The organism is Haloplanus salinarum (assembly GCF_009762275.1).
In the GTDB taxonomy this organism is placed as follows: Archaea; Halobacteriota; Halobacteria; order Halobacteriales; family Haloferacaceae; genus Haloplanus; species Haloplanus salinarum.
The window spans coordinates 540,756-566,254 of record NZ_CP034345.1; the positions used below are offsets into that span (position 1 = coordinate 540,756).

General features: G+C 69.9%; 26 protein-coding genes. 9 read left to right on the top strand and 17 right to left on the bottom strand.

The window, feature by feature from the left end; genetic code table 11:
• Window positions 1-62 precede the first annotated feature (62 nt).
• Window positions 63-491 carry a high-potential iron-sulfur protein gene (locus EI982_RS03990; protein WP_157688248.1) on the top strand — a complete coding sequence of 143 codons (429 nt, stop codon included), beginning with the start codon at window positions 63-65 and terminating at the stop codon, window positions 489-491.
• Between the two features lie 99 nt (window positions 492-590).
• Here EI982_RS03990 and EI982_RS03995 read toward each other — a convergent pair whose 3' ends face one another.
• Both EI982_RS03995 and EI982_RS04000 read right to left on the bottom strand, forming a co-directional pair.
• Complete coding sequence (locus EI982_RS03995) at window positions 591-1,283, bottom strand: type 1 glutamine amidotransferase domain-containing protein (protein WP_157688249.1); 693 nt, start codon at window positions 1,281-1,283, stop codon at window positions 591-593.
• A 208-nt stretch (window positions 1,284-1,491) separates the two neighbouring features.
• Window positions 1,492-1,869, bottom strand: a complete 378-nt coding sequence (locus EI982_RS04000; RefSeq protein WP_157688250.1) for a universal stress protein — start codon at window positions 1,867-1,869, stop codon at window positions 1,492-1,494.
• 338 nt (window positions 1,870-2,207) lie between these two features.
• On the opposite strand from EI982_RS04000, the gene EI982_RS04005 reads away from it, so the two are divergent.
• Entirely contained in the window at window positions 2,208-3,356 is a 1,149-nt protein-coding gene (locus EI982_RS04005) for a M20 family metallopeptidase (protein ID WP_157688251.1), read from the top strand.
• On the opposite strand, the gene EI982_RS04010 is transcribed toward EI982_RS04005, so the two are convergent.
• From EI982_RS04010 to EI982_RS04030, 5 genes are all read right to left on the bottom strand, one after another.
• On the bottom strand, window positions 3,329-4,384 hold the full coding sequence (locus tag EI982_RS04010; protein WP_157688252.1) for a GNAT family N-acetyltransferase: 1,056 nt from the start codon (window positions 4,382-4,384) through the stop codon (window positions 3,329-3,331). The genes EI982_RS04005 and EI982_RS04010 overlap by 28 nt on opposite strands.
• A gap of 12 nt (window positions 4,385-4,396) precedes the next feature.
• A complete protein-coding gene (locus tag EI982_RS04015) occupies window positions 4,397-4,840 on the bottom strand; it encodes an Hsp20/alpha crystallin family protein (protein ID WP_157688253.1) in 444 nt (147 codons plus the stop codon).
• 97 nt (window positions 4,841-4,937) lie between these two features.
• Entirely contained in the window at window positions 4,938-5,126 is a 189-nt protein-coding gene (locus EI982_RS04020; protein WP_157688254.1) for a hypothetical protein, read from the bottom strand.
• A 92-nt stretch (window positions 5,127-5,218) separates the two neighbouring features.
• A complete protein-coding gene (locus EI982_RS04025) occupies window positions 5,219-6,202 on the bottom strand; it encodes a sodium:calcium antiporter (RefSeq protein ID WP_233255287.1) in 984 nt (327 codons plus the stop codon).
• A gap of 274 nt (window positions 6,203-6,476) precedes the next feature.
• Complete coding sequence (locus tag EI982_RS04030) at window positions 6,477-6,857, bottom strand: winged helix-turn-helix domain-containing protein (RefSeq protein ID WP_157688255.1); 381 nt, start codon at window positions 6,855-6,857, stop codon at window positions 6,477-6,479.
• Between the two features lie 158 nt (window positions 6,858-7,015).
• On the opposite strand from EI982_RS04030, the gene EI982_RS04035 reads away from it, so the two are divergent.
• Window positions 7,016-7,672 (top strand): helix-turn-helix domain-containing protein, encoded by a 657-nt coding sequence (locus EI982_RS04035; RefSeq protein ID WP_157688256.1) that lies wholly within the window; start codon window positions 7,016-7,018, stop codon window positions 7,670-7,672.
• A gap of 70 nt (window positions 7,673-7,742) precedes the next feature.
• On the opposite strand, the gene EI982_RS04040 is transcribed toward EI982_RS04035, so the two are convergent.
• The 5 genes from EI982_RS04040 to EI982_RS04055 form a co-directional block, all read right to left on the bottom strand.
• Window positions 7,743-8,189, bottom strand: a complete 447-nt coding sequence (locus EI982_RS04040) for a pyridoxamine 5'-phosphate oxidase family protein (RefSeq protein WP_157688257.1) — start codon at window positions 8,187-8,189, stop codon at window positions 7,743-7,745.
• Between the two features lie 75 nt (window positions 8,190-8,264).
• Window positions 8,265-8,435 carry a DUF7560 family zinc ribbon protein gene (locus tag EI982_RS18260; protein ID WP_199243725.1) on the bottom strand — a complete coding sequence of 57 codons (171 nt, stop codon included), beginning with the start codon at window positions 8,433-8,435 and terminating at the stop codon, window positions 8,265-8,267.
• Between the two features lie 86 nt (window positions 8,436-8,521).
• The gene (locus EI982_RS04045; RefSeq protein WP_157688258.1) at window positions 8,522-9,349 is read right to left on the bottom strand and encodes a ZIP family metal transporter; all 828 of its coding nucleotides are present in this window, start codon (window positions 9,347-9,349) and stop codon (window positions 8,522-8,524) included.
• Window positions 9,350-9,458: 109 nt separating this feature from the next.
• A complete protein-coding gene (locus EI982_RS04050) occupies window positions 9,459-10,979 on the bottom strand; it encodes a globin-coupled sensor protein (RefSeq protein WP_157688259.1) in 1,521 nt (506 codons plus the stop codon).
• 85 nt (window positions 10,980-11,064) lie between these two features.
• Complete coding sequence (locus tag EI982_RS04055) at window positions 11,065-11,943, bottom strand: universal stress protein (protein ID WP_157688260.1); 879 nt, start codon at window positions 11,941-11,943, stop codon at window positions 11,065-11,067.
• 313 nt (window positions 11,944-12,256) lie between these two features.
• On the opposite strand from EI982_RS04055, the gene psmA reads away from it, so the two are divergent.
• Window positions 12,257-13,051 (top strand): archaeal proteasome endopeptidase complex subunit alpha, encoded by a 795-nt coding sequence (gene psmA / locus EI982_RS04060; RefSeq protein ID WP_157688261.1) that lies wholly within the window; start codon window positions 12,257-12,259, stop codon window positions 13,049-13,051.
• A 40-nt stretch (window positions 13,052-13,091) separates the two neighbouring features.
• On the opposite strand, the gene EI982_RS04065 is transcribed toward psmA, so the two are convergent.
• From EI982_RS04065 to EI982_RS04080, 4 genes are all read right to left on the bottom strand, one after another.
• Window positions 13,092-13,442 carry a helix-turn-helix transcriptional regulator gene (locus EI982_RS04065; RefSeq protein WP_157688262.1) on the bottom strand — a complete coding sequence of 117 codons (351 nt, stop codon included), beginning with the start codon at window positions 13,440-13,442 and terminating at the stop codon, window positions 13,092-13,094.
• 57 nt (window positions 13,443-13,499) lie between these two features.
• The gene (locus tag EI982_RS04070) at window positions 13,500-14,288 is read right to left on the bottom strand and encodes an NRDE family protein (protein ID WP_157688263.1); all 789 of its coding nucleotides are present in this window, start codon (window positions 14,286-14,288) and stop codon (window positions 13,500-13,502) included.
• A 33-nt stretch (window positions 14,289-14,321) separates the two neighbouring features.
• Complete coding sequence (gene folP, locus EI982_RS04075; protein WP_157688264.1) at window positions 14,322-16,763, bottom strand: dihydropteroate synthase; 2,442 nt, start codon at window positions 16,761-16,763, stop codon at window positions 14,322-14,324.
• Between the two features lie 70 nt (window positions 16,764-16,833).
• Window positions 16,834-18,645, bottom strand: a complete 1,812-nt coding sequence (locus EI982_RS04080) for a flippase activity-associated protein Agl23 (protein ID WP_157688265.1) — start codon at window positions 18,643-18,645, stop codon at window positions 16,834-16,836.
• Window positions 18,646-18,735: 90 nt separating this feature from the next.
• Here EI982_RS04080 and ribH point away from each other — a divergent pair, with 90 nt between their 5' ends.
• From ribH to EI982_RS04095, 3 genes are read left to right on the top strand one after another with little or no spacing between them, the layout of a single operon-like run.
• A complete protein-coding gene (gene ribH / locus EI982_RS04085) occupies window positions 18,736-19,146 on the top strand; it encodes a 6,7-dimethyl-8-ribityllumazine synthase (protein ID WP_157688266.1) in 411 nt (136 codons plus the stop codon).
• Window positions 19,143-20,339: a pyridoxal phosphate-dependent aminotransferase gene (locus EI982_RS04090; RefSeq protein ID WP_157688267.1), complete on the top strand. Its 1,197-nt coding sequence runs from the start codon at window positions 19,143-19,145 to the stop codon at window positions 20,337-20,339. Before ribH ends, EI982_RS04090 begins: the two co-directional genes overlap by 4 nt.
• Before the next feature lie 54 nt (window positions 20,340-20,393).
• Window positions 20,394-22,292 carry a DEAD/DEAH box helicase gene (locus EI982_RS04095; protein WP_157688268.1) on the top strand — a complete coding sequence of 633 codons (1,899 nt, stop codon included), beginning with the start codon at window positions 20,394-20,396 and terminating at the stop codon, window positions 22,290-22,292.
• Between the two features lie 101 nt (window positions 22,293-22,393).
• Here EI982_RS04095 and EI982_RS04100 read toward each other — a convergent pair whose 3' ends face one another.
• Window positions 22,394-23,290, bottom strand: a complete 897-nt coding sequence (locus tag EI982_RS04100; RefSeq protein WP_157688269.1) for a DUF4349 domain-containing protein — start codon at window positions 23,288-23,290, stop codon at window positions 22,394-22,396.
• A 277-nt stretch (window positions 23,291-23,567) separates the two neighbouring features.
• Here EI982_RS04100 and EI982_RS04105 point away from each other — a divergent pair, with 277 nt between their 5' ends.
• Complete coding sequence (locus EI982_RS04105; protein ID WP_157688270.1) at window positions 23,568-24,311, top strand: DUF7260 family protein; 744 nt, start codon at window positions 23,568-23,570, stop codon at window positions 24,309-24,311.
• A 56-nt stretch (window positions 24,312-24,367) separates the two neighbouring features.
• Window positions 24,368-25,468: an aminotransferase class V-fold PLP-dependent enzyme gene (locus tag EI982_RS04110; protein WP_157688271.1), complete on the top strand. Its 1,101-nt coding sequence runs from the start codon at window positions 24,368-24,370 to the stop codon at window positions 25,466-25,468.
• Window positions 25,469-25,499 lie beyond the last annotated feature (31 nt).

Consider the following 25,499-nt stretch of genomic DNA (forward strand, 5'->3'; position numbering starts at 1 on the left):
AGCCACGTCCCTTTGACGCTCGCACCATACATTATTCATGCTTCCGACCCCAATCGGCTATCATGGAAGATCGAGCAGCCGATACCGAACGACGTCGACTTCTCGCACTGGTCGGAACGGGACTCGCCACGGGGCTGGCCGGCTGTTCCGGCGGTGGCGACGGCGGCGATGGCGGCGACGGCGGCGGCGACACGGCGACGGCCACCGCGACGGCCACCGCGACGGAGACGGCCACCTCGGGCGGCGAGGACACCGTTCCGTCGGAGTACGAGACGGCCACCGCCATCGGCGGTGCCCAGCGGAATCCCGACTCGCTCTCCTCGAAGTCGGCGGTGAACTACCAGTCCGAGCCAAAGGACGGCCAGAAGTGTTCGAACTGCCAGTTCTACATCGAGGACAAGAACGGCGACGGCATGGGGGCGTGTACCCTCGTCGAGGGCAACATCGACCCCGAGGGCTACTGCGTCAGCTACGCCGAGTACGAGGGCTAGTCCTCTAGCCTAGCGGATTCATCGGTCGGCGTGCCCCCGACGACGTGCCGTCGAGCGGGGATACGGACGTATGGTCCCGCCACCAGCATACGGCACAGCCTACGCCCCGCCCTCGACGCCGAGTTCCGCGAGCAGCGTCCGGGCCGCCGCGGCCGAGGACGCCGGTCCGCGGGCAGTCACTAGGTCGCCGTCGACGGTGACCGACGTCTCGGCGTCGAGTTCGGCGTCCCACTCGGCGCCCGCCGCCCGCACCTCGTCTTCCACCCAGTAGGGAAGCTTGCGTCCGTCGGGCATCAGGTCGTGGTCGTCGACGATGCCCTCCTCCCAGGCGTTCGGGAAGCCCGTGACCCGTCGTCCGGCGACGAGGAAGTCCCCGTCGGCGTCGCGGGTGAACGCGAGGATGCCGACGGCGTGACAGACGACGAGCGCCTTCGTGTCGCCGCCGTCGACGGCCTCGCGGAGCAGAGCGCGGGCGTGGCGGTCCTGGTTGATGTCCCACTCGGTTCCGTGGCCGCCGGGGAAGACGACGGCGTCGTGGTCGGCGGCGTCGACAGCGGTCACCCCTTCGGGGTCGTTCAGGCGCGGGTCGGTCTCGTGGACCTCCCGGACGCGTTCGGCGGTCTCCGCCCCGACGTTCGCCGGATCGACCGACCGCTCGTCGACGACCGGCGGCCCGCCCGTGGGCGTGGCGACGGTGACCTCGACCCCCGCCTCGTCGAGCGTCGTCAGCGGCTCGATACACTCCTCTCCCCAGTACCCCTCCTCGCTGACGACGAACAGTGCGGATGGCATGCACCGACCGCTACGGCGCTGAGACGGAAAGGCGTTCGCGATCCGGGGATGACCGCCGGGACGAGCGACTCACGCCTCGAGCGTCGGGAGACGGACCACCGCCGAGGGTTCGGACGTCGCTCGGAAGGCTCCAGCGGACCGGTCGGTCGTCGGGTCGGACGGACCGTCTCACGCGCCGGTGGCCGCCAAAAGATGTGTCGAGGTCGCGTTACTCCTCGTCGGAGACGAAGACGACGGTGGAGTCGGCATTCAACAGCACGAGCTGGGAGACGCTGCCCATCAGTGCCTTGCCGATCGGCGTCTGCTTCTGCGGTCCGAGGACGATGTAGCTGGACCTACGCTCCTCCGCCTCGTTGAGAATGCGCGGCGCGGGCTCGCCGAGCGCTCCGACGGCCGTGACGTTCTGCGGGTCGTCGAGCGCCAGCTTGACCGCGTTCTCGGCGATCTCCTTGGCGGTCGACTTCGACTCCGTCTCCGGCTGGACGTTGAAGACGACGAGCTCCTCGTCGAACGCCTGAGCGAGTTCGTAGCCGCGCTGTACCACTCGGCTCTCGTCCGCGCTGTCGACTGCAGCTAAGACTGACATGGCACATCTCTGTCCTATCGGTATCTAAATAAATGTTGGTGATGAATGTCATTCGGCTGGGAGGACAGCGAGAGCTCCCCGTGTCAACGCCGTAGCGTCGTGTCGCTGCCGGAAATCGTCGGGAATGGACCCATCAGATGAGACACAACACACCCGTCGTGACGACACCGGACCGGCGGATACGGCGGGAAGAGTACCCATCAGTCCCTCCATGGGTTCGGTCGCGGCGACACTGACCGCGCTCGACGGCGGCCGAACTCGTGTCGTCGATACGATCGGGGCACGGCGGGACCCCACGCCGAGACAGATTCAAAAGGTCGAGACGCGAAGCGGTCGGTATGGTCGTGTACGGCGACGTCGCCGGAGCGTCGCTCGGGGAGCGGGTGGCCGAGACGACCGCCGATCTCGTGACGTACCGAACCACCGAGGACCGGCCGGGGGAGATCGAGGCCTGTCTCTCCGCGGTCGCCGACTTCTTCGCCGACGCCGACGTGACCGTCGAGCGCTACAGCCACGACGACACCCCCTCACTGGTCGTCTCGCTCGACGGTTCGTTGACTCCCGACGTCGTCTTCCACGGCCACCTCGACGTCGTTCCGGGCGCCGACCGCCTGTTCACGCCACGGTACGTCACCGAGGGCGAACTCTCGGGGCGGGGGACGGCGGACATGAAAGGGGGACTCGCGGCGATGATGCACGTGGTACGTGACCTCTCGCGGACTCCCGATCCGCCGTCGCTCGCGCTGATGGTCGTCACCGACGAAGAGCGCGGCGGCTACGACGGCGCCCGCTACCTCCTCGAGGAAGTGGGGTACGACCCCGCCTTCTGCATCACGGGCGAACCGAACAACCTCGCGGGCTACATGGACATCGTCCACCGACAGAAGGGGGTGATCCGGATCGACCTGCGGGCGACTGGCGACCCCGCACACGCCGCGACACCCGAGCAAGGCGAGAGCGCCATCGAGACGCTGATGGCGGCCTACCCCGCCGTCGACGCGGCCGTCGACGGGGTGGCCCGGGACTACGACTGGGAGCCGACCGTCAACTACGGTCGCATCGAGGGGGGGACGGCAGTCAACCAGGTCGCCGACGCCGCTCGTCTCCAGCTCGACGTGCGCTATCCGGACGCCGAGGCCCGCGACAGCGTCCTTGGGGCGCTCCGTGATATTTCCGACCTCTCCGTCGAGAGCGTCGGCCACGGCGCCCCCGTGGACACGGCCCCCGACGATCCGTACGTTCGTGGCCTGCAACGTCACGCCGAACGGGTACTCGGACGGGAGGTCGATCTGGTCCGCAAACCGCACACGAGCGACCTGCGACACTTCGCGACCCACGGGGTGCCGGGCGTGGCGTTCGGGCCCGAGGGCTACGGCTCTCACGAGAGTTACGAGTATCTCGTTCTCGACAGCCTCCCCGACTACTGTCGGACGCTCGCCGCCTTCGCCGCGGACGCACCCTACAGTTCCAGTTCGAGGTCCCAGTAGCGGTCGTGGGCCGCGACGACGCGGTAGTCGAGGCCGAGCGTGTCGATGAGTGCCTTCACGTCGTCGACCACGGCCACCTCGGTCGGCGTGTCGTCCGGTGGGTGCTGGAAGACGAAGGCGTCACGGCGGTCCCCGTCGCGGCTCAGCCAGTCGGGGACGAACCCCGCGGGCGAGAAGCCGTCCGCCTCCAGCGGTTCGTAGAGCGCGATGAGCCGGCGGGCGTTGGCATCGACCGGGACCATCAGGTGGACGTCCTCCTCGCGCATCGCGGCCCGAATCTCCGCCTCCGTGCGCGCCCACGACTCGTCGCCGCCGGCGGTCACCTCCCAGAGGAAGCCCCGCTCCCGGGAGAGTGCCATCTCGACCTGGTCGGCCTGGGGGTAGGTCACCGTGTTGACCGTGCGGATTCGCCGCCCGAGCAGGTCCAGCGACGCGTTCGCCAGCGTCCGCTCGACGACGTGGCGATACCGCTCGGGCACGTACACGTCCCGCTCGTCGTAGTCGATGCTGGGGGTGTAGAGGGTGATGACCTCGCTCTCGTTGCGGGGGCCGAAGTAGCCCCCCTGGAAGTCCTTGTGGATCGAGAAGGGAGCGAACCCGCGTGCCAGCAGGTTGTGTTGGGAGGCGGGATGGGAGGTGACCGCCGCCGAGTACACCAGCCCGGAGAACGCCTCGTCGGCGTGGAGCACGTTCAGCCGGTGTTTCAGGAGCTCGCGCCCCAGCCCCCGTCCCTGGTGGTCGGGGTGGACCGCGAGTTTGCAGATCTGGGCGTTCCCCTCATCCAGCGAGTCGTACTCGATGGTCGCCGTACCGGTGACGCCGTCGTCCGTCTCGGCGACGAACGCCGCGACGTCTGGGTCGCCCAGGAGGGTCGACCGGACCGCCGCCGTCTCGACCAGCGGGTAGTCGGTGTCCGCCGGATACGCCGCCGCGTACACCGCCGCGACCTCGGGCGCGTCGTCCCACTCGATCCGTCGGATCGTGTAGCCCGCCGGCAGGTCCGGCACGAAGGGCCGCTCCTCGTCCATCGGCCGCTCCCGTCAGTTCACGTCGATCCGCGTGCCACGCGAATCCGGATCCGACTTCGGCATCCGGACCGTCAGGACGCCGTTGTTGTAGGTGGCCGTGATGTCGTCCTCGTCAACCGCCGAGGGGAGATCGATCGACCGTGAGACCGACGTCCGCCGGCGTTCGCGCCGGACGTACTCCCCGCCCTCTTCCTCGGTCTCCTCGTCGCGCTCGGCGCCCACCCGTAGCGTTCCGTCGACCACTCGGACGTCGATGTCGTCCGCTTCGAATCCCGGGAGGTCGCCCGTCAACACGAGTTCCTCGCCGGTGTCCTCGAGGTCGACGCGCATCCCGGCTCCCGCCGACGTCGGCAGGTCGGTCTCGGCGGGGTCCCACGTCCGTGCCGCGCTCTCGAAGTTCTCCTGCATCCGGTCGAACAGTTCCTCCAGTTCGTCGAACGGGTTTCGTCCGCTCATACCTGTTACTGACGCGACGCTAACTAAAATCCTACACGGTCGTTCCTGGGAACCGGGACCGGCCAGCGCACCCGCTTGGGCGGGGAGCCACGATGTGTCACCCGCGAAAGAGCGCGAGCAGCTCGTCGACCACGGACGATTCGGCGACGACGACGTACCGGTTCCCGGCTTCCGGTTCCGTGTCCGCCCGAGCGACCCCCGTCCAGTCGTGGTCGGACACGACCAGGGATCCCCGCGGGAGGCTGATCTCGTCGAGCGTGTGGCCGGCGACCGAGGGCGACGCCACACCCCGTCGGTGGGTCTACACGGCCGCACGGATCGAGGGGACCGTCCTCGTTCTGTGGGCGCTTCGGCGGGGCCGCGGAGGGGGCTGACTGCTCACGCGCTCGGCAACGCGCCCGTGACGCCGACGGTTTCGAGCACGAGCCACCCCAGAAAGCCCCCGTAGACCACCAGCAGGACGACGGCCTCCCGGAAAGTGAGCGCCAACCCCGTCCGCAGGAGGGTAAAGAGGACGAGCGTCGCGACGGTGAGCGAGGCCATCATCGGCACCGCAGCGGCGAAGTCGACGGTGGCCGTCCCGGCGAGCAACACGCCGGCTGGCACGGCTATCAGCAGGTCGAACGTGTTGCTACCGAGGACGTTGGCGACGCTCGTGACGTCGCCGCCGGCATCCCCTCTCGCGGCCCGGAGGCTCACGAACAGGTCCGGAACGCTCGTCCCCGCGGCGACGACGACCATCCCCCAGACGAAACTCGGCGTGCCGAACATCTCGCCGAAGCCGATGGCCGCCCGGACCAGACCCTCGACGGCGATGACGATCAGAACGACCCCCGCCCCGAGTTCCAGCCACCGCCGCCCCACCGCGACGCAGTCGTCCGACCCGCCATCGTGATCGGCGAGATCCTGATACTGGGTGAAGACGTAGACACCGTAGAGCGCCACGGGGAGTAGCGCCAGGGGTCGGGTCACCGTCCCGGCCAGCCCACCGCCCGGCACCGGGTTGTAGATGACGGCGAACGCGAAGGTCACGAGGAGGGTCGCCACGGAGAGCATGTAGAACTGCGCTTCCTTGTAGACGAGGTGCCGACTCGCGGTCAGTCGTCCCCGGCGGGACAGGGTGGCCGCGGACGGGATGACGAGGACGTTGAACACGGCCGACCCCACGATAGCTCCCACCCCGAGGTCGAACTCCCCGTGGAGGAGCGTCGCGAGCACCACGCTCGAAAGCTCCGGGGCGCTCGACCCGACCGCGGCGACGACCGCACCGCGCACGATGGGCGGCATCCCGTAGTGGTGCGCGAGTCGCTCGCCCGACCGGTCGAGATAGTCGCTCCCCTTCCAGACGACGGCCGTCGACACGACTGATACTGTTTATTGTAAGTCATTACCGGTGGTTCGCCGAGACGGTCCGGCGAACCACCGGCAACCAGTTACAATAATCCGTATGAGAGGACCAGATACCAGGCTCCCGACGGAGGCCTCATCGGGGGGCGCTACTCCGTCGACCGGGAAACCTCCTCCGGCGGCGACGGGAGTTCCTCGCCAGTCGCGTGGGTCGTGCGGAATTAGTCCGCCGGTTCCACGGCGGACACCGGGCGGCGTGCACGGTCGGGCGGGTGGCGTGTGTCGGGGATCAGCGACGCGTCGCCGTCCGGGAGGGGTCCCGGTGGGAGACGGTGAGGACGAACCCGTCCTCGTCGTCGACGTCGACGTCGACGCTCTCGACGCGACGGACGTACTCGCTCGCGTGTTTGCCGTCGGGGCAGAGCCGCGTCCGCTCGTCGAGCAGGCCCACTTCGGTGAGCGTGTCTACCTTCCGGTACGTCGTCGAGAGCGGGAGGTCACAGGCCTCCGAGAGTTCGCGGGCCGACAGCGACGTCTCGCTCGTCGCGTCGAGCACCGTTCGGCAGTCCGGGTCGTGGAGGGCGTCGAGCACCGCCTGCACTTCCTCCGCGTCGTCGACGGTCGATTCCTCGGGCGTCTCCTTGCGGCGAGCGGTGGTTGCGATAGCCATCGTCGGTCGGGTTCGTGTATCGGCCGAGCCCCGACCAACCTTCACCCACGATATCGGGGTGATTTATAAACTAGTCGAACCCGTTGGTGTGCTAGTTAATACCACGAGACGGTCGTAGAGGGGCACACTTAGGAGGTTCGACCGCAAATCCCCGCTCGATGGGCACCGGCATTCGGGCGGAGCTGAAAGTCGACGCGGACGGCACCTGTCCCGTCGCGGACGCCGCCGCGGAGGCGGGCGAACCCACGTTCTCGGTTTCGAAAGGGACGAATCCGGGTGCGTCGGGTCACGTCACCGAGGAGTTCATGCTGAAGGACGCGGGCGATGGGGTGGTGTCCGACACCGAGACGCCGGTCGACCCCGTGTTCACCTACGGGTCGAAGACGGTGTACCGGTTCAGCCGCTCGCAGGGGCAGGGTTGTCCCTGCGAACGCGTCGAATCGTTCGACTGTCCGGTCGTCGACGTCCACACGCGGGACGGCTGGCTCTATCTGGTCTTTCACGCCGCGGATATGACCGAACTGCAGGATATCATCACGACGCTGCGGGAGGAGTACCCCGCCGTCGACATCCGTCGGCTCCTCCGCTCGCGAGGCGATCCGTCCGATCACGACCTAGTGTTCGTCGACCGTGGACGCCTCACCGACCGACAGCGTGAGGTTCTCGAACGCGCCCACGAGATGGGATACTTCGAGCGCCCGAAGGGGGCGAACGCGGGCGAGGTGGCTGCGGCGCTCGACATCTCCCGATCGACGTTCACCGAACACCTGAGTGCCGCTCAGTCGAAACTCCTCGATGCGATCCTCGAGGAGTAACTACTGTGACCGTTTACCGGTAGCTCGCCGGACTGTCCCGGCGAACTACCTAACGACGTACGAGGGGTAGTCACTGCTCGACGTCGATCCGGCGGCCGCTCAGCTCGTCGGGTTCGAGTTCGTAGAGATCGATCGTCAGATCCGCCTTCGGTTCGCCCCACATCTCGAACAGCGGTCGCTTGGCCGAACCGTACCGCTCGACGTGATCGGCCGTGAGTTCCGATTTGGGGAGGTGTTCGAGTCGACCGTCGGCGATGACGCTCCGGTAGGTCGTCTCGTCTTCCTCGTAGACGACGAACCGGACCCGTGGGGAGTCGGTGAGAAAGCGGCGTTTTCGACTCTCGGGCGTAGATGCCAGTCGCATGCAGAACTGTCGGGGCCCCGCGTCGTATCCGTACGAGATCGGCACCGCGTAGGGTTCGTCCCCGCGGGCGAGCGAGAGGACACCCGTCTCGTGGCGTCCGAGGAGGGCGTCGGTTTCGGCCCCCGTCATCACGGTCTGTTGCTCTACGGTCATCGATGGCGTCCCTTGGAGGAACGGCTGGCGGGTGTTTATATTTGTGCAACTGACTCGGCGAGGCTCACGCCGCGATCAGCACTCGGCGTCGCCGTCCGGTTCCGGGGTGGAGAACGCGCTCCGAGGGACGGCCGTTCCACAGACCACACAGCCGTGGTTCAGGAGCGCCTCCCGCATCGGCGCGTTCACGGCCATGGATTCGCCACAGGACGGGCAGTGGAACGTCAACTCCGTTCCCCCGGTCATCATCGGATCGGTAGAACGGCCTCCGGTATATGATACCCCCGTCTTTCCAGTGCCGTGGGAACTCTACCCGGGACCGGTGCCGTCCATCACGCTAGGGCGATGTCGAGATAGAGCATCACGATCACGCCCGCGAGCGTCCCGAGGGTCGCGACCCGTTCGTTCCCCCGCGTGTGCGTCTCGGGAACGATCTCGTCGCTGATGACGAAGAGCATCGCGCCGGCGGCAAAGCCCATCGCGTACGGCAGCAGTGACGACACCGCCCCGACGGCGTACGCGCCGATGATCGCCAGCGGGATCTCGACCACGCCCGAGCGGATCCCGGCGAAGACGGCGTAGGTCCGCCGATCCAGTCCCGCGTTGATCGCCGCGACCGAGACCGCCAGTCCCTCGGGTACGTTCTGGATGCCGATGGCGAGCATCAGCGGGATGGCGGTCGCGAGGTCGCCGCTCCCGAACCCGACGCCGACCGCGAGTCCCTCCGGCATGTTGTGGAGGGTGATCGCGAGGACGAACAGCACCACCCCGGCGAACCGCTCGTCGTCGACGGGCAGGTCCCGGCCCGGACTCGCCGCGTCGGGCCGTCGCCGCCCCGATACGAGGTAGTGGGCGTGGGGCACCAGCGAGTCGGCCCGGTCGAGGAAAAGCGCCCCCAGGGCGACCCCCAGCAACACGGGGATGGGGTCGCCGTTCGCGTACGTCTCGATTCCGGGGATGATGAGGCTCGTGAAACTGGCCGCGAGCATCACCCCCGCCGCGAAGCCGAGCGCGCCGTCGAGGCTCCGCTCCGAGGGGTCCCGCCAGACGAAGACCAACGACGCCCCGAACAGGTTGAACGTAGCGATGACGATACCGCCGACGACCCCGTGGATCAGCGGATCGGTCCCGAACAGACGTGTGAACGTCTCGATCACCACAACACGAACCCCTCCCTGGTACTCCCGCTCACACGCCCGACTACTCGGCGGGCGGTATTGAACGTACCCGCCGGGCACCGAACGGGTCGACCCGGGTGGCGGCGGCCGATCACTCCGATCCCAGACGCTGTACCGCCTCGTCGACCTCCCGAATTCGCTCGGTCTGCTGTTCGTTGGCCGCCGCGACGTGTTCGACCTCCGCAGCCACGCGGTCGGCCTGTTCGACCAGTTCGTCGATCATCCCCGCGACCTGCTCGGTCGACGCTGCCTGGTCGTCGGTCGCGGTCGACACCTCGCGGATCCCCTGTGAGGCGTCGGCGACGGCGTCGACGATCGACTCCAGTTTCGTCATGGCCGATTCGACGCCCTCGACCCCGCGTTCGACCTCCGCGGCCGTGGACTCCAGACTCTCGACCGCGTCTTCGGTCTCGGATTTGATGTCGTCGACCATGGTTTCGATCTCGCCGGCGTGTCGCTGTGACTCCTCGGCCAACCCCTTGACCTCGTCGGCGACGACGGCGAAGCCTTCCCCCGCTTCGCCGGCGCGGGCCGCCTCGATGGAGGCGTTGAGCGCCAGGAGGTTCGTCTGGTCCGCGATGTCGTTGATGACCTCGACGACCTCGTCGATCTCGTCGACCCGCTCCTCTAGGTCGTCCACGTCCGCCGTCACCGCGTGTGCCGACTCGCTCACCGATCGCATCACTTCGATGGATTCGGTCGCCGCCTCCCGGCCCTCGGCGGCGAGGTCCTCGGCTCGTTCGCTGGTCGCCGCCACTTCGTCCGCCGTGGAGGCGATCTCCTCGACCGTCGCACTCATGTTCGAGACCTCCCCCGCGACCTCGCCCATGGTGTCGGCCTGTTCGTCCGCCAACTCGCTGATCGATCCCGCGCTCGCGGCCACTTCCTCCGCCGAGTCGCGGAGCGTCGCCACCGGATCCGCGAGGTCACGTTCGACCTCCTCCATCAGTCGCTCGTGGTCCTCGATCGTGTCCTGCAGTTTCTGGCTGTAGGAGTGGATGTACGTGTCGGCAACGACCTGCATATCGAGGTTGAGAAGACGGAGGACCGCGAGGGTTTCGGCGAGACCCTCGTCGAGTTCCGCGCGGACGGCCCGTTCGACTGCGTCCTCGTCGGCGTCCGTCTCCGTGGCGAGGCGGTCGACGAGACGGTCGCCCGTCCGCTCCATCAGGAGCGGCAGGAGGAGGTCGTAGTAGACGCCGTACTGGCCGATGTACTGTTTCATCGGCATCTCGAGGAGGTCGTGGAGCTTCCCGATCCGCGCGCGGTTGCGGATGTAGTCCATCCCGTACTCGCCGTCGGCGAGCGTGACCAGATACGCGGACTGGGTGCGTTTCAGTTGCTCCACCTCCTTCTCGGAGCGGTCGATCACGGACCGGGTCTGTTCGTACTGCGTCAGGTTCTCGTAGAAGTCGTCAGCGATCCGATCGGCCTGCTCGCGGAACACCCCTTCGAGATCCCGAAGACGACGGGCGTCGTCCTCGTCGAAGCCGATGAACTCCTTCCGCCAGGCGATTTCGTCCTCGTCGAGACCACACTCTTGGACGAGAGCGTCGGCCGAGATCCGGTCGTTCAGTCCACCGCGGCCGAACGCCGACTCGAAATCCTGCATGACTGGACCGTCGACGGGTCCGGGCGATAAAGCTGTCTGCCGATTCCAATCGATGATAATCCCCGGCCGAACCGGGTGCCGACCCTTACGACGTCGCCGTTCCGCGGACCGTCAGGACCGGCACCGGCGAGGCCCGCACGAGTTTCTCGGTGACGCTTCCCAGTACGTACCGATCGAATCCGGTCCGACCGTGTGTGCCGGCGACCACGAGGTCGACGTCGTGATCGTCGACGTACGACCGGACGACGCGGGCGACCGACGTGCCGAGTTCGACGGCCGTCGCCGCCGGCGTGACGCCCGCCTCGTTCGCCGTCGCCGTCGCGGACTCGACGACGTCGGCCGCGCTCTCCTCCAGCGACTCGACCGCGATGTCGGTCCGGACGTCGATACCGAGACTCGTCACGTCGACGACCGAGAGGAGGTGAAGCCCCGCGCCCTCGGCCGCGGTCAGGTCGAGGGCCAAGTCCAGGGCCGCGTCGGCGGTGGCACTCCCGTCGGTGGGCACCAGGACGTTCCGGTAGGGATGTCGAACCCGTACGTCGTCGTCCGGGCGGAGCGTGAGGACGGGCACGTCGGCGCGGCGGATCACCCGCTCGGTCGTGCTCCCGAGGAGGAAGCGTTCGAGGCCCCGTCGCCCGTGTGTGGGCATGACGATGACGTCGACGTCGTTTGCGGCCGCGTAGTCGACGACGGTGCTGTAGGGCTCGCCCTGCAACACCTCGGTGACCGTCGCGACCCCCCGGTCGCTCGCCCGCCCCGCCGTCTCCTGTACGACCCGTGCCCCCTCGCGTTCGAGCGCGTCGATCACTTGCCCTTGGATCTGTGTGACGCTGTCGCGGGTAGTATCGGCCACGTTGAGGACGTACACCGTCGCGTCGTGGGCCTCGGCCAAGTCGAGTACGTGTCCGAAGGCCGCCTCCGCCCCGTCGCTGCCGTCCGTCGGGAACAGTATCGTGTCGAACATACGACACGGGACGCGGGCCAACGACAAAAGCAAGGGGGTGATCCCCACGGCGTCGGAGGACGGGGCGGTCGGGGTGGCTCCCCCCGTAGATCGGCCGTGACAAGAGCCGTACTCGGGGACGTCGCCGTCCCGGATTCGCTCGGCCGGACGCACCAAGTAAGAAAGGTATTTAGGACGCCGGACCGGAGTAGCGACGCGAGAGACGCGTCGTGTTCGAGCACGACCGCCGGTGGGTCGCCGTCCACGGAGGGCGGGACCTGACCGGCGGCCGTCGCGGGCGCGACCGAACTCGATTTCGAGTCAACGTGATACAATGCAGGGACAAGCCCAACAGCAGGCCTACGACCGCGGGATAACGATCTTCTCGCCCGATGGCCGCCTCTATCAGGTCGAGTACGCCCGAGAGGCCGTCAAGCGAGGGACAGCGAGTATCGGCATCCGAACCGAGGACGGCGTGGTACTGGCGGCGGACAAGCGCTCCCGGTCGCCGCTCATGGAGCCGACGAGCGTCGAGAAGATCCACAAGGCGGACGACCACGCCGGCATCGCGTCGGCCGGGCACGTCGCCGACGCGCGCCAGCTCATCGACTTCGCCCGCCGGCAGGCCCAGATCAACCGCCTCCGGTACAGCGAGCCCATCGGCATCGAGACGCTCACGAAGGAGGTCACCGACCACATCCAGCAGTACACGCAGGTCGGTGGTGCCCGTCCGTTCGGCGTGGCCCTCCTCATCGGCGGCATCGAGGACGGCGAGCCGCGCCTCTACGAGACCGACCCCTCGGGGACGCCCTACGAGTGGAAGGCCGTCTCGATCGGCGCGAACCGCGGCGATCTGCAGGAGTACCTCGAGGACAACTACGAGGACGGCCTCGACCTCGACGGCGGGATCGCCCTCGCGCTCCGGGCGCTCGCCACCAGCAACGACGGCAGCCTCGAACCCGCGGGCGTCGACGTGGCGACCGTCAGCCTCGACACCGAGGCGTTCCACGAACTCGACAACGACGAGATCGAGAGTCACCTGAGCGACTTCGATCTGTTGCCCGACGAGGACGACGAGGACGCCGACGCCGACGAACCGGCGGACGACGGCGACGACGGCGAGGAGTAGACGCCGGATCGGCGCGCTCGATCCCTTCTTTCGGCGGCGATCAGTACTCTTCGTACGCCAGGTTCATCAGCCACTGCGAGAAGGCGTCGCTCCGGGGATCGACCTCCTCCTCGCCGATGAACGGCGACAGCATGTCGCCGGCCATCAGCAGGGAGAAATTCAGATCACGGGCCGTCGGCATCAGGAAGTACGTGTTGTGTCCCTGATAGACGGTCTCCTCGCGGCGGATGAGCCCCGCTTCGACCAGCGACTCGGCGATGCGACTCCCCTTCCGCGAGGAGATGTCGAGTTCCTTCCACAGTTCGCTCTGGTGGATGCCACGCGTTTCGAGGACCAGATCGAGTGCCGCCCGCTCCGCCTCCGACAGGTCGGCTTCCTCGGCGGCGCTCATCGGCGCACCTCCAGGTCGACGATCCGATGCATACACCCACAAACCGTTGCGGCGGGTTTAAAGCTGACTTTCGTCCGTCTCGACGCGGCGGTACGGCGTCTCGCAGGGCGGCCCGTCGGCGAACCGGTAGGTTCCCCCGTCGTCGTCGAGGCGGAGCAGCGAGGACGAGCGGGTGCCGTAGCCGTCCGCGTGGATGCAGACGCCGAACTCGTGGTCGCCGAGGACCGTCCCCGCCCGGTCGAGCCAGGCGTCGGCCGCCTCGCCCGGTTCGGGCGTCAGCGCCGCCCGCACGGCGCGGGCGTTGGCGGCCTGTTCGGCGGCGCGGTTCGGGTCGCCGTCGTCGTCATCGTCGGGGCCGGGCGTCCGGAAGGCGTCGACGACGGCCCCGCCGCCGCCGAGCGCCGCCCCGCTGTTGACGACGACGTGAACGCCCGGGTCGAGTCGGTGGGTCCGGAGCCGGCCGTCCCACTCGAAGAGGAAGGCGCCGCTCCGGTCGGCGACGACGAGGTTGAAGCCGTCGTACCCGTCCGTCTCGACCGCCCGTTCGACGAGGCGGGCGGCCGAGCGCGCGTCGGGTTCCCGGAGCGCGTCGTCGACGAGCAGCCCCCGCGACCGCTCCGCGGTCGGGTTCGCCATCGGCCGGTTCGTGATGCCGACGAAGAGGCCGGCGTCGTTGTAGCCGATCCACGTGCCGCCGGCCTCGGCGTCACGCGGTGCGATCACGGCCGGGGTCGAGCCGGTCCACTCCGGCGGCTCCGCGGGCCGGTCCCGTCGCTCGTCCCGGTTGGCGGCGACGAGCACCGGCGCGTCGACGAACGTCTGCCAGGCGAGGGTCAGGGTACACACGCCTCGGGGTAACGGAGCCGGCGACTTAAGCTATCACTCCCGCCACGCCTCGGGTACGTCCGCGGCGTCCGCCGTCGCGACGGCGGTCCGCACCGCGGCCACGTTCTCCGCGACGTCGTGGACGCGCACGATGTCGACGCCGCGGTCGACCGCCAGCGCCGTCGTCGCCACCGTCGCCGGCAGGCGCTCGCCCGCGTCCTGTCCCACGTGGCCGAACATGGACTTGTGGGAGTGACCGAGGAGGATCGGACAGCCGAGCGCCCGGAACTCCGCGAGGCGGTCGAGGAGTTCGAAGTTCTCGACGTTCGACTTCCCGAAGCCGAGTCCGGGATCGACGATCACCTGCTCCCGGTCGAGTCCCGCCCGCTCGGCGAGGGCCACCCGCTCCGCGAGTTCGTCGATCACGTCCGAGACCACGTCGTCGTACGTAACTGCACGGTCGGGCACGACCGGCGCGTCGATGCTGTGCATCACGACGACCGGCACGTCGTGTTCCGCGGCGACGAAGCGCATCTCGGGGTCCGCGAGGCCGGTCACGTCGTTGAGGATGTCCGCGCCCGCCTCTAGGGCTGCCCGCCCGACCGCCGCCTTTCGGGTGTCGATCGACACCAGGACGTCGAGGTCCGCGAGCGCGTCGATCACCGGCCTGACGCGGTCGATTTCGTCCTCCACTGGGACGGGATCGGCGCCCGGGCGCGTGCTCTCGCCGCCCACGTCGATCACGTCGGCCCCCGCCTCGACCATCGCCTCGGCGCGCTCGACGGCCGTCGTCGGGTCGAAGTACTCGCCGCCGTCGTGGAAGCTGTCCGGGGTCACGTTCAGGATGCCCATGACCGCGGGGCGGTCCTCCCAGGGGTAGTGCGTGGGCGCGTCGTCGCCGACGCCGATCCGGTCGCGCAGGCGGTCGACGACGCCCGTCAGCGTCCCGTCGAGCGCGTCGGCGAGCGCGCGGAGGTCGGCACGCGTGCCCGCGATCACCGCCTCCCGGAGTTCGCGGCCGGTGCGGTACTCCGCGGTGACGGCGATCGCGCCGGTCCGACCGGCCGCGCGCTCGACCGCCCGCGCCTCCCGCCGGTCGAGACGGACGGTCACGACGCGGTGGACGCCCTCCTCGGCCACGCCGGCGGGGGAATCCGCGTTCGAGCGGTCGAACACCGCCCTCGCGTCCTCGACGGTGTCGACCCGGCGCCCCACCGCCAGCCGCGACCACGTGCGACGGGCCTCGGCGACGGCGAAGAGCGACCCGACGACGAGGACGCAGTCCCCCGGGCCCGCCGCCGCCCGGGCGTCGTCGAGGGCGGCCGCCACCGTCCCCGCCGTGGTCACGTCGCTCGCGCCGGCCGCCCGGAAGGCCGCGGCCAGCACCGCCGGGTCGGCCGCCCGCTCGTGTGCGGGTGCGCAGGCTCGCACGGACGCCGCCGCCGGGAGTTCGGCCGCCATCTCGCGGTGGTCCTTGTCGTGCATCGCGCCGACGACGAGGTGGAGGTCGTCGTAGTCGTACTCGTCGAGGGTCGCCGCGGCCGCGCGGCACGCGCCGGGGTTGTGGGCGCCGTCGAGGACGACCAACGGATCGCGCTCCATGACCTCGAACCGGCCGGGCCAGTGGGCTCCCCGCAGGCCGCGTGCGACGACGGCGTCGGTGACGCGGTCGCCGCCGACCTGTCGGGCGAGCACCGCGGCGACGCCGGCGTTGCGCGCTTGGTACGACCCGGGCACGGGAATGCGCGTCTCGACGTCCAGGTCCGGGCCCGTGACGCCGACGCCCGCCTCGGTGTGGTTGACGAGGCCGTCGTAGCTGACGGTCACGTCCGGCGACTCGTCGGCGAAGCCGACGGTCAGGGCGTCGGTCGCGTGGCGGCGGACGGCCGTCCGCGCCTCACCGCTCGCGCCCGTCACCAGCGGGGCGTCCTCGGCCTCGACGGCGACCTTCTCGGCCGCGATCTCGTCGAGCGTCTCGCCCAGGATGCCGGTGTGCTCTAAGCTCACCGCCGTCACCGCGGCGGCGACGGGATCGACCACGCTCGTCGCGTCGAGGCGGCCGCCCATCCCCACCTCGAGGACGGCCACGTCGACGTCGGACCGGCCGAAGTGCCAGAGCGCCATCGCCGTCAGCGTCTCGAAGGAGGTGAGCGGGTCGCCCTCGACCGCCCGGTCGACGAGGAACGGGCGGACCCGCTCGACGAACTCGACGACTTCGGACTCGGGGATTCGGCGCCCGCCGACCCGGATCCGCTCGCGGACGTCGTCGAAATGCGGCGAGGTGTACAGTCCGACCCGGTAGCCCGCCGCGCCGAGGATCGACTCGGTCATGCGGGCCGTGCTCCCCTTGCCGTTCGATCCGGCGATCTGGACGAACTCGACGCCCTCGTGAGGGTCGTCGAGGTGGGCCAGCAGGTCACGGATCGACTCCGTGCCCGGATCGAGCGCGAACCGGCGGAGGTCCGACAGAAAGTCCGCCGCGGCGTGATAATCCATGTCCGAGGAGTCCGCGTCGGGAGGGTTTTAGTCCCACGGTCGTGGCCGAACCTACCGAACGGGCGGTCGGTTACGCGTAGCCTCGCTCGCGCGCCCGGTCGAGGGCGTCGTCCTCGACGAACACGACGATCTCGTCGTTCCAGAGCCGGAAGTCGTGCCGGTGGGTCGAATAGCCCGTGATCTGTCGGTCGACGACGTCCTCGTCCCAGCTGGCGGCGACGATCACTGGCGGCGGATCCGACCCGAGCGTCTTGTCGTCCGGGGGTGTGCTCGTCACCGCTGCCCCGTAGCGTTCGAGATACCAGGGCAGCGGGAGCCGCGTGTGCCAGGACGGCCCGCCGGGGCGTGGCTGGTCCAGCGACCCCTCGTCCGTGACGTGGAAGCGGACGTCGCTCGGGTTGCCGGGCGTGTGCGTGCCGACGAACAGGACGTCCGGGCCCTCGTCGTCGACGCGGACCACCCCGCGGACCAGCGCCAGCGTCTCCTTGAGGTCGTTCTCGGGCTGCGCCCACTGGATGACTTCCCCGGCCTCGTCGTCGTCGGTGCTGTTCGTGTACGTGGCGTTGGCGCCGACGACGCCCGCGACGGCGCCACAGAGCAGGAGCGCCGCGAGCGCCGCCGAGGGCGTCCACGCGGCCCGGAGCGTGCGCACCACGTCGCTCCCGCCCCCGCCGGCGCGGGAGCGTGCCCGTTCGACCGCCGTCCGGACCTGCCGGGCGAGGGTGGCGACGCCGACCGCCGCGGGGACCGCGAGCGGAACCACGGCGTGGACGGCGGCCCACGGCGCCCGGATGTCGGTCGCGATGGGGTAGCCGACGATGCTGACCGCGCCCCAGTAGGTCGCGAAGGCGACGAGGCCCCGCGATCCGGGCGTGTCGACGTCTACGGCACCGTAGCCGTCGGCGACGAACCCGACGACGGCGAAGAGGACGACGAAAGGCGCCCCGAACAGTAATGTTTCGAGGTAGTCATAGAGGAAGGGCAGATAGTCGTGGCTCTGGTGGCTCCCGGAGACCCAGAGGTCGAAGAAGGACTCCCAGGAGCCGACGGTGGCGCTCTCGACGACCCCCGGGAGGCGGGCGGGCGCCGCGAGGGCCCCCCACAGGTCGGGCCGCGGTGCGTAAAAGAAGGCGACGACGGCGACGAAGACGACGACGGCGGCGACGAGGTGGGCGACCGCGAGGCCGAGTCCGCGACGGACCGACCCGCCCCACGACGTCAGGCGGTAGGCGGCGGCCGTCCGCCACTCCGTGCGGACGAGGGTGACGACCGACGCCCCGTCGCGGGCCCGCCGGTACAGGCGGTGGTCGACGAGGAGGGCGCCGGCACCCAGATAGCAGAGGAGGTAGACGACGGCGTTCTCCTTGGTGGTAAAGGCGAGACCGAGGAGGGCCGCGGCGGGGTAGAGGTAGCGGACGTCGCCCCGGTCGAGGCCGCGGACGAAGACGGCGAGCGCCGCGAACGCGAAGGCACCGACGAGGACGTCGTTGCGCATGAACCGGGAGTAGTAGACCAGCAGGGGGTTGGCCGCGAGGACGAGCGCGAGCGCGACGACCTCTGTGTCCCGCAGTCGGTCGCGGAGGAGCCACGCCGTGAGCGGGAGGCACCCGCCGACGAGGGCGACGATCAGGCGGGCGCTGAAGTCGCTCGCCCCGAGGCCGGGCACCGAGAACATCCAGTCGTTGACGACGAAGAGGAAGGGACCGTGGACGATGGGCCGGTAGGCGAACTCCCCGGTCTCGTGGTACCGGAGGATCCAGTAGCCGACCCGACCCTCGTCCCAGTGGAAGATCCGGGCGCCGAGGGCGAGGAGCCTGACGGCGAGCGAGAGGGCGGCGATGGCGAGTACCGCCCGGAGGGTACGGCGGCCGTCGGAACGCATCGCTAACCCCTGTCGCCTCGGCGGTAACAACTCTTTCCCTTGACGGCCGGGAGGGCAAGGACTTTGCCACCCCGCGCCGAGGCGGCGCACATGATCAGGCTGGGACTGGTGGTGGCGGAGTTCAACGCGTCCGTCACCGAACCGATGGCGGACGCGGCCCGGGACGCGGCCGCGTCGGCCGACGGGGACGTGGAAGTGACGACGGAGCTGTCGGTACCGGGGAGTTACGACACGCCGCTCGCGGCCGACCGACTGGCGCGCCGCGACGACGTCGACGCCGTGGCCGTCGTCGGCGCCATCGTCACCGGCGACACGGACCACGACCGGGTGATCGGCGACGCGACGGCGCGGGCGCTGACCCGCGTGAGCCTCGACCGCGACACCCCGGTCACGTTCGGCGTGTCCGGGCCGGGGATGAGCGGCGCCGAGGCCCGGGAGCGCGTCGAGAAGGGAGCGGAAGCGGTAAACGCAGCCGTCGAGATGGTACGCACGTTACCATGACCGACTTCGACTTCGCCTCGCGCGTCGACCGCGTCGAGCCGAGTGCGACGCTCGCAATCAGCAACCTCGCGAACGAACTCGAGGCCGACGGGATCGACGTCGTCGACCTCTCGGTGGGCGAACCCGACTTCGACACGCCGGAGAACATCAAACGGGCCGCCGAGGACTCCCTCGCCGCCGGCGATACGGGCTACACCTCCTCGAACGGTATCCCCGAACTCCGCGAGGCAATCGCGGAGAAACTGCGAGCCGACGGGATCGACTGCGCGGCCGACAACGTGGTCGTCACGCCGGGCGGCAAGCAGGCGCTCTACGAGATCTTCCACACCCTGATCGACGGGGCTGACGGGCGAAGCCCGTCCGCTAGCGGGACGTCGTCCCGCACTGGCGACGAGGTGGTCCTCCTCGACCCCGCGTGGGTGTCCTACGAGGCGCAGGCGAAGATGGCCGGCGCCGACCTCTCGCGGGTCGACCTCTCGCCGTACGACTTCCAACTCGAACCCGCGCTCGACGACCTCGCCGAAACCGTCTCCGACGACACCGAACTGCTGGTCGTCAACTCGCCGTCGAACCCCACGGGCGCCGTCTACTCCGACGCCGCCCTCGAAGGGGTCCGCGACCTCGCGGTCGATCACGACGTCACGGTCATCTCCGACGAGATGTACGACGAGATCACGTACGGGGTCGAACAGACCAGCCTCGGCTCGCTCGACGGCATGGGCGAGCACACCATCACCGTCAACGGCTTCTCGAAGGCCTACGCGATGACGGGCTGGCGGCTCGGCTACTTCTGTGCGCCCGAGTCGTTCGTCTCGCAGGCCGGCAAGATCCAGTCGCACTCGGTGTCGTGTGCCGTCAACTTCGTCCAGCACGCGGGGATCGAAGCCCTGCGGAACACCGACGAGGCCGTCGGCGAGATGCGCGAGGCCTTCCGCGAGCGCCGCGACATGCTCGCCGACCTCTTCGCCGACCACGGCGTCGACGTCCCCGTCGGCGACGGCGCCTTCTACATGATGCTCCCCGTCAGTGACGACGATCAGGCGTGGTGTGAGGGCGCCATCGAGGACGCCCACGTCGCTACGGTGCCCGGGAGCGCCTTCGGGACGCCCGGCTACGCCCGCCTCTCCTACGCGGCGAGCACGGAGCGCCTCCGCGAGGGCGTCGAGCGGCTGGCCGACGGCGGCTACATCTGAGGCGAGCGGCGGGCGGCCGGGGGTTTAGGTACGACCCCGCCCCACGTCGACACGATGCGCGTTCGGGACCTCCCACTGTCGGCGGCCCTCGTCGATCACTTCGAGTCGCGGGGGATCGAGGAGCTCTACCCCCCTCAGGCGGCGGCCGTCGAGGCGGGCGTCACGGAGGGCGAACGGCTCGTCGCCGCCGTGCCGACCGCCAGCGGCAAGACCCTGATCGCCGAACTCGCCATGCTGACTGCGGACGGCCCCGGCCTCTATATCGTTCCGCTCAGGGCGCTCGCCCGCGAAAAATACGAGACCTTCTCCGAACTGCCGGGCGTGAGCGTCGGCATCTCGACCGGCGACTTCGACGAAGCCGGCGAGGACCTCGGCGAGAACGACGTCGTCGTCGCCACGAGCGAGAAGGTGGATTCGGCCATCCGCAACGGCGCCGACTGGATCGCCGACCTCGCCTGCGTCGTCGTCGACGAGGTCCACCTCGTCGGGAGCGAGGGCCGCGGCCCGACCCTGGAGGTGACCCTCGCGACCCTCCAGCGGCGGGCGCCTGGTGTCTGCATCGTCGCCCTCTCGGCGACGGTCGCCAACCCGGAGGAGATCGCCGACTGGCTGGACGCCGAACTGATCCAATCGACCTGGCGACCGGTCGACCTCCGGACCGGCGTCTACGCCGAGGGATCGGCGACGTTCGACGACGGAACAGAGTTGGCCCCGACGATCGCGGGCGACCCCGAGGACGCCACCGACGCGACGGACGCCCTCGTCTCGGGAGCCGTCGACGACGGGGGACAGGCCCTGGCGTTCGTCCGGTCGCGCCGCGAGGCCGAGACGCTCGCCGAGCGCCTCGCCGGGTCGGGCCTGGGAAGCGCCCCGGACGTGGCGAGCGAGATCCGCGACCTCGACGGCACCGAGACCGGTCGCCGCCTCGCCGACTGCGTCGACGACGGCGTCGCCTTTCACCACGCGGGGCTGCGGAGCACCCATCGGATCGCCGTCGAGCGGGCCTTCCGCGACCGGACCCTGCGGGTCATCTGTGCGACGCCGACCCTCGCGGCGGGCGTGAACGTCCCCGCACGCCGGGTGGTGGTCCGCGACCAGCGACGCTACACCGGGTCGGGCATGGAGTGGCTCCCCACGCTGGAGGTCCACCAGATGTGCGGGCGGGCGGGGCGCCCCCACCTGGATCCGTACGGCGAGGCGGTGCTGGTCGGCGACGCGTCCACCCGCGACGAGCTGTGGGAGCGGTACGTCGACGCCGACCCGGAGCGGGTGGAGTCACAGCTGGCCGACCCGAACGCGCTCCGGACGCACGTCCTCTCGGTCGTCGCCTCCGAGTTCGCGGCGTCCCGCGAGGGTATCCTCGACGTGCTCGACGCGACGTTCTACGCCCACGGGACGCCGACACGGGAACTGGGCAGCGTCGTCGACACGGCGGTCGCCGACCTCGTGGAGATGGGGATGATCGCCGAGGGGGCGTCGCTGTCGGCGACCGACCTCGGCGACCGCGTCTCGAAGCAGTACGTCACCCCCGAGACGGGCGCCCGGATCGTCGCCGGCCTGCGGACGGCGGCGGGGATGGACGCCCCGACGGCGCTGACGGCGCTCGAAATCGTCTGTGATACGCCGGACATGCAGGACACCTACCTCGGGAACCGCGAGCGGGCGGACATGTACGACTTCGCGCGGCGCCACGCCGACGAGTTCACGACCGGGATGAACGAGACGGCGGACTTCGAGGGCTGGCTCACCGCCGTGAAGACGGCGCGGGTCCTCCACGGGTGGGTCGAGGGAGCGAGCGCGGCGGACCTGGTCGAGCGGTTCCGCATCGGCCCCGGCGACCTGGAGTCGCGGATCGAACGCGCCGCGTGGCTGCTCGGCGCGGCCGACGCCATCGCGGGAGCGGTCGAGGCCGACGCGGACCTGCCCTTTCGCGACCTGCGGGCGCGGCTCTGAGCGCGGGGGCGTCGGACGGGTCATACGGTTTATTGTAAGTCATTACCGATGGTTCGCCCAGCGTCCGGCGAACCACCGGTACACAGTTACAATAATCCGTATCAGAGGATCCGGTGTCGGTACCGGTAGAGCAGTCCCCCGACGACGGCGAAGGGCGTGAGGAAGACGAGGAGGTACGGCGCGACGAAGGCGGCGGCGACGACGGTCGCACGGAGGACGACGCCGACGCCCTCGACGGATTCGAGGAAGGCGGCGACGACCGGCGTGTCGTACCACCGGTCGGGTGCCGGGCGGTCGGGCCGGGGTTCGGTCAGTTCGACCGTGATGGTCGAGTAGGCGACCCGCCGCTGGATGTTCTGTAACTCGGCCTCCGTGCGCTCGATTTCGGTCTGGACCTCGGAGAGTCGGCGCTCGACCGCGAGGACGTCCTCGGTGTCGTTCGCCTCCGCGTAGAGGGTCCGCAGGCGCTCGCGTTCGGCCCGGAGGTTCTCGAGCCGCGCCTCCAGGTCGACCACCTGCTCGGTCACGTCCTGGGTCGAGGTTCGGGACGCACGGACCGTTCCCTCGCGCTCGATAGCGGCCATCGTCGTCGAGAAGTTCTCCGCGGGGACCCGCAGGACGACCCGGCCCTCGGTCCAGGTGGCGTCGTCGTCGCCGCGGACCTGCTGGGCCGACTCGCCGACGTAGCCGCCCTGTGACTCGACGAGCGCCGTCAGGTTCGACCGGCTCCGCTCGTAGTCGTCGACCCGCAACTCGACGGTCCCGGTTCGGATGATCGACCGGCTCGTCGCCGACGCGGCGGCGCCGTCGCCCCCGCCATCGCCGCCGTCGCCCCCGTCGGCCTGGGCGTCGACGGCGCGTTCCTCGGCCATCGACGCCTCGGTGAGGCCGCTGTCGCCCCCGCCACCGGCGTCCGCGCCCCCGGCCGACCCGCCACAGCCGGCAAGGAGGATCAGCGCCACGAGCAACACGGTGACCGATCGTCTTCGTCGTGCCATGGGCGTCCGTACTCGGGGCCGCCCCAAAACCCCTCTCAAGGCACAAACAGCCGTTTGACACTCCGCTCCCAGCGACTATTGTTGCCACGGCGACGCTCCGGGGGAGAACTGATACTATATACGATATTTTTATCGTGACACAACGGTGAGCAACGGACATGACAGGCGAGGACGCGCCCCGTGCCCCGCGTCGGCCGCGGGCGTCGACCACGTCCGGGCACGGTCCGTCCGCGAGCGTGGCGGTGAGACGGCCCGAACGGACGATCGGTGACCGCCGATGACGGCCCGCATCGAGCGGGCACGGACGGCCGTCGCCGAGGAACGAACCAGCGTCGCGGCGGAACGCGACGCCTTCGCGGCGTTCGACCGGCGGGTCGCGGAGATATCGGCAGTCGCGGCGTCGTCGTCGCCGCCGCTGCTGACCGATCCCCGGCCGTCGGGGGCGTCGCTCGAACGCGTCCGGACGGCCTACGTGGAGACGGTGATGAGCGTCCCCCACTACGAGACGGAGTACGACGACACGGTGGCCGAGAGCCTCGCGGCGGAGTTCGGCGACGACCTCGCGGCGGCGCTCGTCGGCGGATCGGCGCTGACCCCGGAGTTCCGCGACGCCGTCCGGGCGGCGGCCGCCGCCGCGGAGCGCGAGCGCGAGGCGTTCCTCGACGTCCTCGACCGCGAGGACGCCTCGCTCGCCCGCGCGGCCGACGACCTGTCCGCGGCCTGGGCCGACCTCGTCGCCCTGGACGACCGGCCGCTGTCCGAGCAGTCGTTCGACGATCTGTACGACCTGTGGGGATCCGTTCGCGAGGTGGAGGCGCGAATCGACGGACTCGGGATGCGCCGCCAGGAGACGATCCGGGGCCGGCGGAGCGAACTCCCGGGCGTCCCCACGGATCTGGCGGAGTACCTCTACGCCGACTGCCCGGCGAACTACCCGGTCCTCGCGGCGGTCGCGGACCGCGGACGGGCGGCGAGACGCGCCCGGCGACGGGTCGAGCGACGCCTCGCCACGACGGCCTGATCGCCCCGCCGTCCCGACGGGAAACGTTGAGGTGGCACCCTCCCCCAGGGACCGGTATGCGACCCGAAGACCTGCGTGCGGAGATTCCCGCCCTCGAACGCGGCGTCTACTTCAACACCGGCGCCTCCGGCCCGGCCCCGCGGCGCGTCGTCGAGGCGGCCGGCGACTTCCTCGAACACCACGAGTACGTCGCCCCCGTCGAGGAGGGAGCGTACCCCGCGGCCTTCGAGACGTTCGAGGAGACCCGCGAGGTCGTCGCCGACTTCCTGGGTGCCGATCCCGCGGAGATCGCACTCACCGAGAGCACGGCCGACGGCATCGCCCGGGTCGCCGCGGCCCTCGACTGGAACCCCGGTGACGTCGTCGTCCGCACCGACCTCGAACACTCCGCGGGGGTCGTCCCCTGGTGGAACCTCCGCGATCAGGGGGTCGAGGTCCGCGTCCTCGACACCGAGGCCGGTCGCCTCGACCTCGATTCGGTCGCCGAGGCCGTCGCCGACGCGCGCCTGCTCTGTCTGAACTCGATCACCTGGAATTACGGAACCCGGCTGCCGGTCGCGGAGATCGTCGAGATCGCCCACGACCACGACACGCTGGTGCTGGTCGACGGCGTCCAGTCGCCGGGGCAGGTCCCCGTCGACGTCCGCGAGTGGGGAGCCGACTTCGTCGCCGCCGCCGGCCACAAGTGGCTCCTCGGGCCCTGGGGGGCGGGATTTCTCTACGTCGACCGGTCGGTGGCCGACGGCCTCACGCCGGGGATCGCCAGCTACCGGAGCGTCGCCGACGCCAGTGCCGACGACCTGTCGCTGAAAGCCGGCGCCCCGCGACTGGAGGTGGGTACCACGTCGCCGGCGCCGTACCGCGGGCTGATCGAGGCCATCGACACGGTGGAGGCGCTCGGCTACGACACCGTCACCGGCCGGATCGAGCGCCTGACCGACCGCCTCAAGGCGGGGCTCGGGGATCGACTGCTGAGCCCCCGCGCGTACGAGTCCGGGCTCGTCACCTTCGACGCCGACGACCCCGAAGGACTGGTCGAGCGCCTCGCCGACGAGGGGATTCACGTCCGGTCGCTCCCCTACCCCGACGCGGTCCGGGCGTCGGTCCACGTGTTCAACACGGCCGCGGACGTCGACGCGTTGCTCGACGCGCTGTGAGCGACGCGGTCGGCCGCCGACCACGACGATA

Bases quoted from the DNA above. Each gene is read 5' to 3' on its own strand.
- EI982_RS03990 (WP_157688248.1), top strand. From the start codon at position 63: ATGGAAGATCGAGCAGCCGATACCGAACGACGTCGACTTCTCGCACTG.
- EI982_RS03995 (WP_157688249.1), bottom strand. From the start codon at position 1,283: ATGCCATCCGCACTGTTCGTCGTCAGCGAGGAGGGGTACTGGGGAGAG.
- EI982_RS04000 (WP_157688250.1), bottom strand. From the start codon at position 1,869: ATGTCAGTCTTAGCTGCAGTCGACAGCGCGGACGAGAGCCGAGTGGTA.
- EI982_RS04005 (WP_157688251.1), top strand. From the start codon at position 2,208: ATGGTCGTGTACGGCGACGTCGCCGGAGCGTCGCTCGGGGAGCGGGTG.
- EI982_RS04010 (WP_157688252.1), bottom strand. From the start codon at position 4,384: ATGGACGAGGAGCGGCCCTTCGTGCCGGACCTGCCGGCGGGCTACACG.
- EI982_RS04015 (WP_157688253.1), bottom strand. From the start codon at position 4,840: ATGAGCGGACGAAACCCGTTCGACGAACTGGAGGAACTGTTCGACCGG.
- EI982_RS04030 (WP_157688255.1), bottom strand. From the start codon at position 6,857: ATGGCTATCGCAACCACCGCTCGCCGCAAGGAGACGCCCGAGGAATCG.
- EI982_RS04035 (WP_157688256.1), top strand. From the start codon at position 7,016: ATGGGCACCGGCATTCGGGCGGAGCTGAAAGTCGACGCGGACGGCACC.
- EI982_RS04040 (WP_157688257.1), bottom strand. From the start codon at position 8,189: ATGACCGTAGAGCAACAGACCGTGATGACGGGGGCCGAAACCGACGCC.
- EI982_RS18260 (WP_199243725.1), bottom strand. From the start codon at position 8,435: ATGACCGGGGGAACGGAGTTGACGTTCCACTGCCCGTCCTGTGGCGAA.
- EI982_RS04050 (WP_157688259.1), bottom strand. From the start codon at position 10,979: ATGCAGGATTTCGAGTCGGCGTTCGGCCGCGGTGGACTGAACGACCGG.
- EI982_RS04055 (WP_157688260.1), bottom strand. From the start codon at position 11,943: ATGTTCGACACGATACTGTTCCCGACGGACGGCAGCGACGGGGCGGAG.
- psmA (WP_157688261.1), top strand. From the start codon at position 12,257: ATGCAGGGACAAGCCCAACAGCAGGCCTACGACCGCGGGATAACGATC.
- EI982_RS04065 (WP_157688262.1), bottom strand. From the start codon at position 13,442: ATGAGCGCCGCCGAGGAAGCCGACCTGTCGGAGGCGGAGCGGGCGGCA.
- folP (WP_157688264.1), bottom strand. From the start codon at position 16,763: ATGGATTATCACGCCGCGGCGGACTTTCTGTCGGACCTCCGCCGGTTC.
- EI982_RS04080 (WP_157688265.1), bottom strand. From the start codon at position 18,645: ATGCGTTCCGACGGCCGCCGTACCCTCCGGGCGGTACTCGCCATCGCC.
- ribH (WP_157688266.1), top strand. From the start codon at position 18,736: ATGATCAGGCTGGGACTGGTGGTGGCGGAGTTCAACGCGTCCGTCACC.
- EI982_RS04090 (WP_157688267.1), top strand. From the start codon at position 19,143: ATGACCGACTTCGACTTCGCCTCGCGCGTCGACCGCGTCGAGCCGAGT.
- EI982_RS04095 (WP_157688268.1), top strand. From the start codon at position 20,394: ATGCGCGTTCGGGACCTCCCACTGTCGGCGGCCCTCGTCGATCACTTC.
- EI982_RS04100 (WP_157688269.1), bottom strand. From the start codon at position 23,290: ATGGCACGACGAAGACGATCGGTCACCGTGTTGCTCGTGGCGCTGATC.
- EI982_RS04105 (WP_157688270.1), top strand. From the start codon at position 23,568: ATGACGGCCCGCATCGAGCGGGCACGGACGGCCGTCGCCGAGGAACGA.
- EI982_RS04110 (WP_157688271.1), top strand. From the start codon at position 24,368: ATGCGACCCGAAGACCTGCGTGCGGAGATTCCCGCCCTCGAACGCGGC.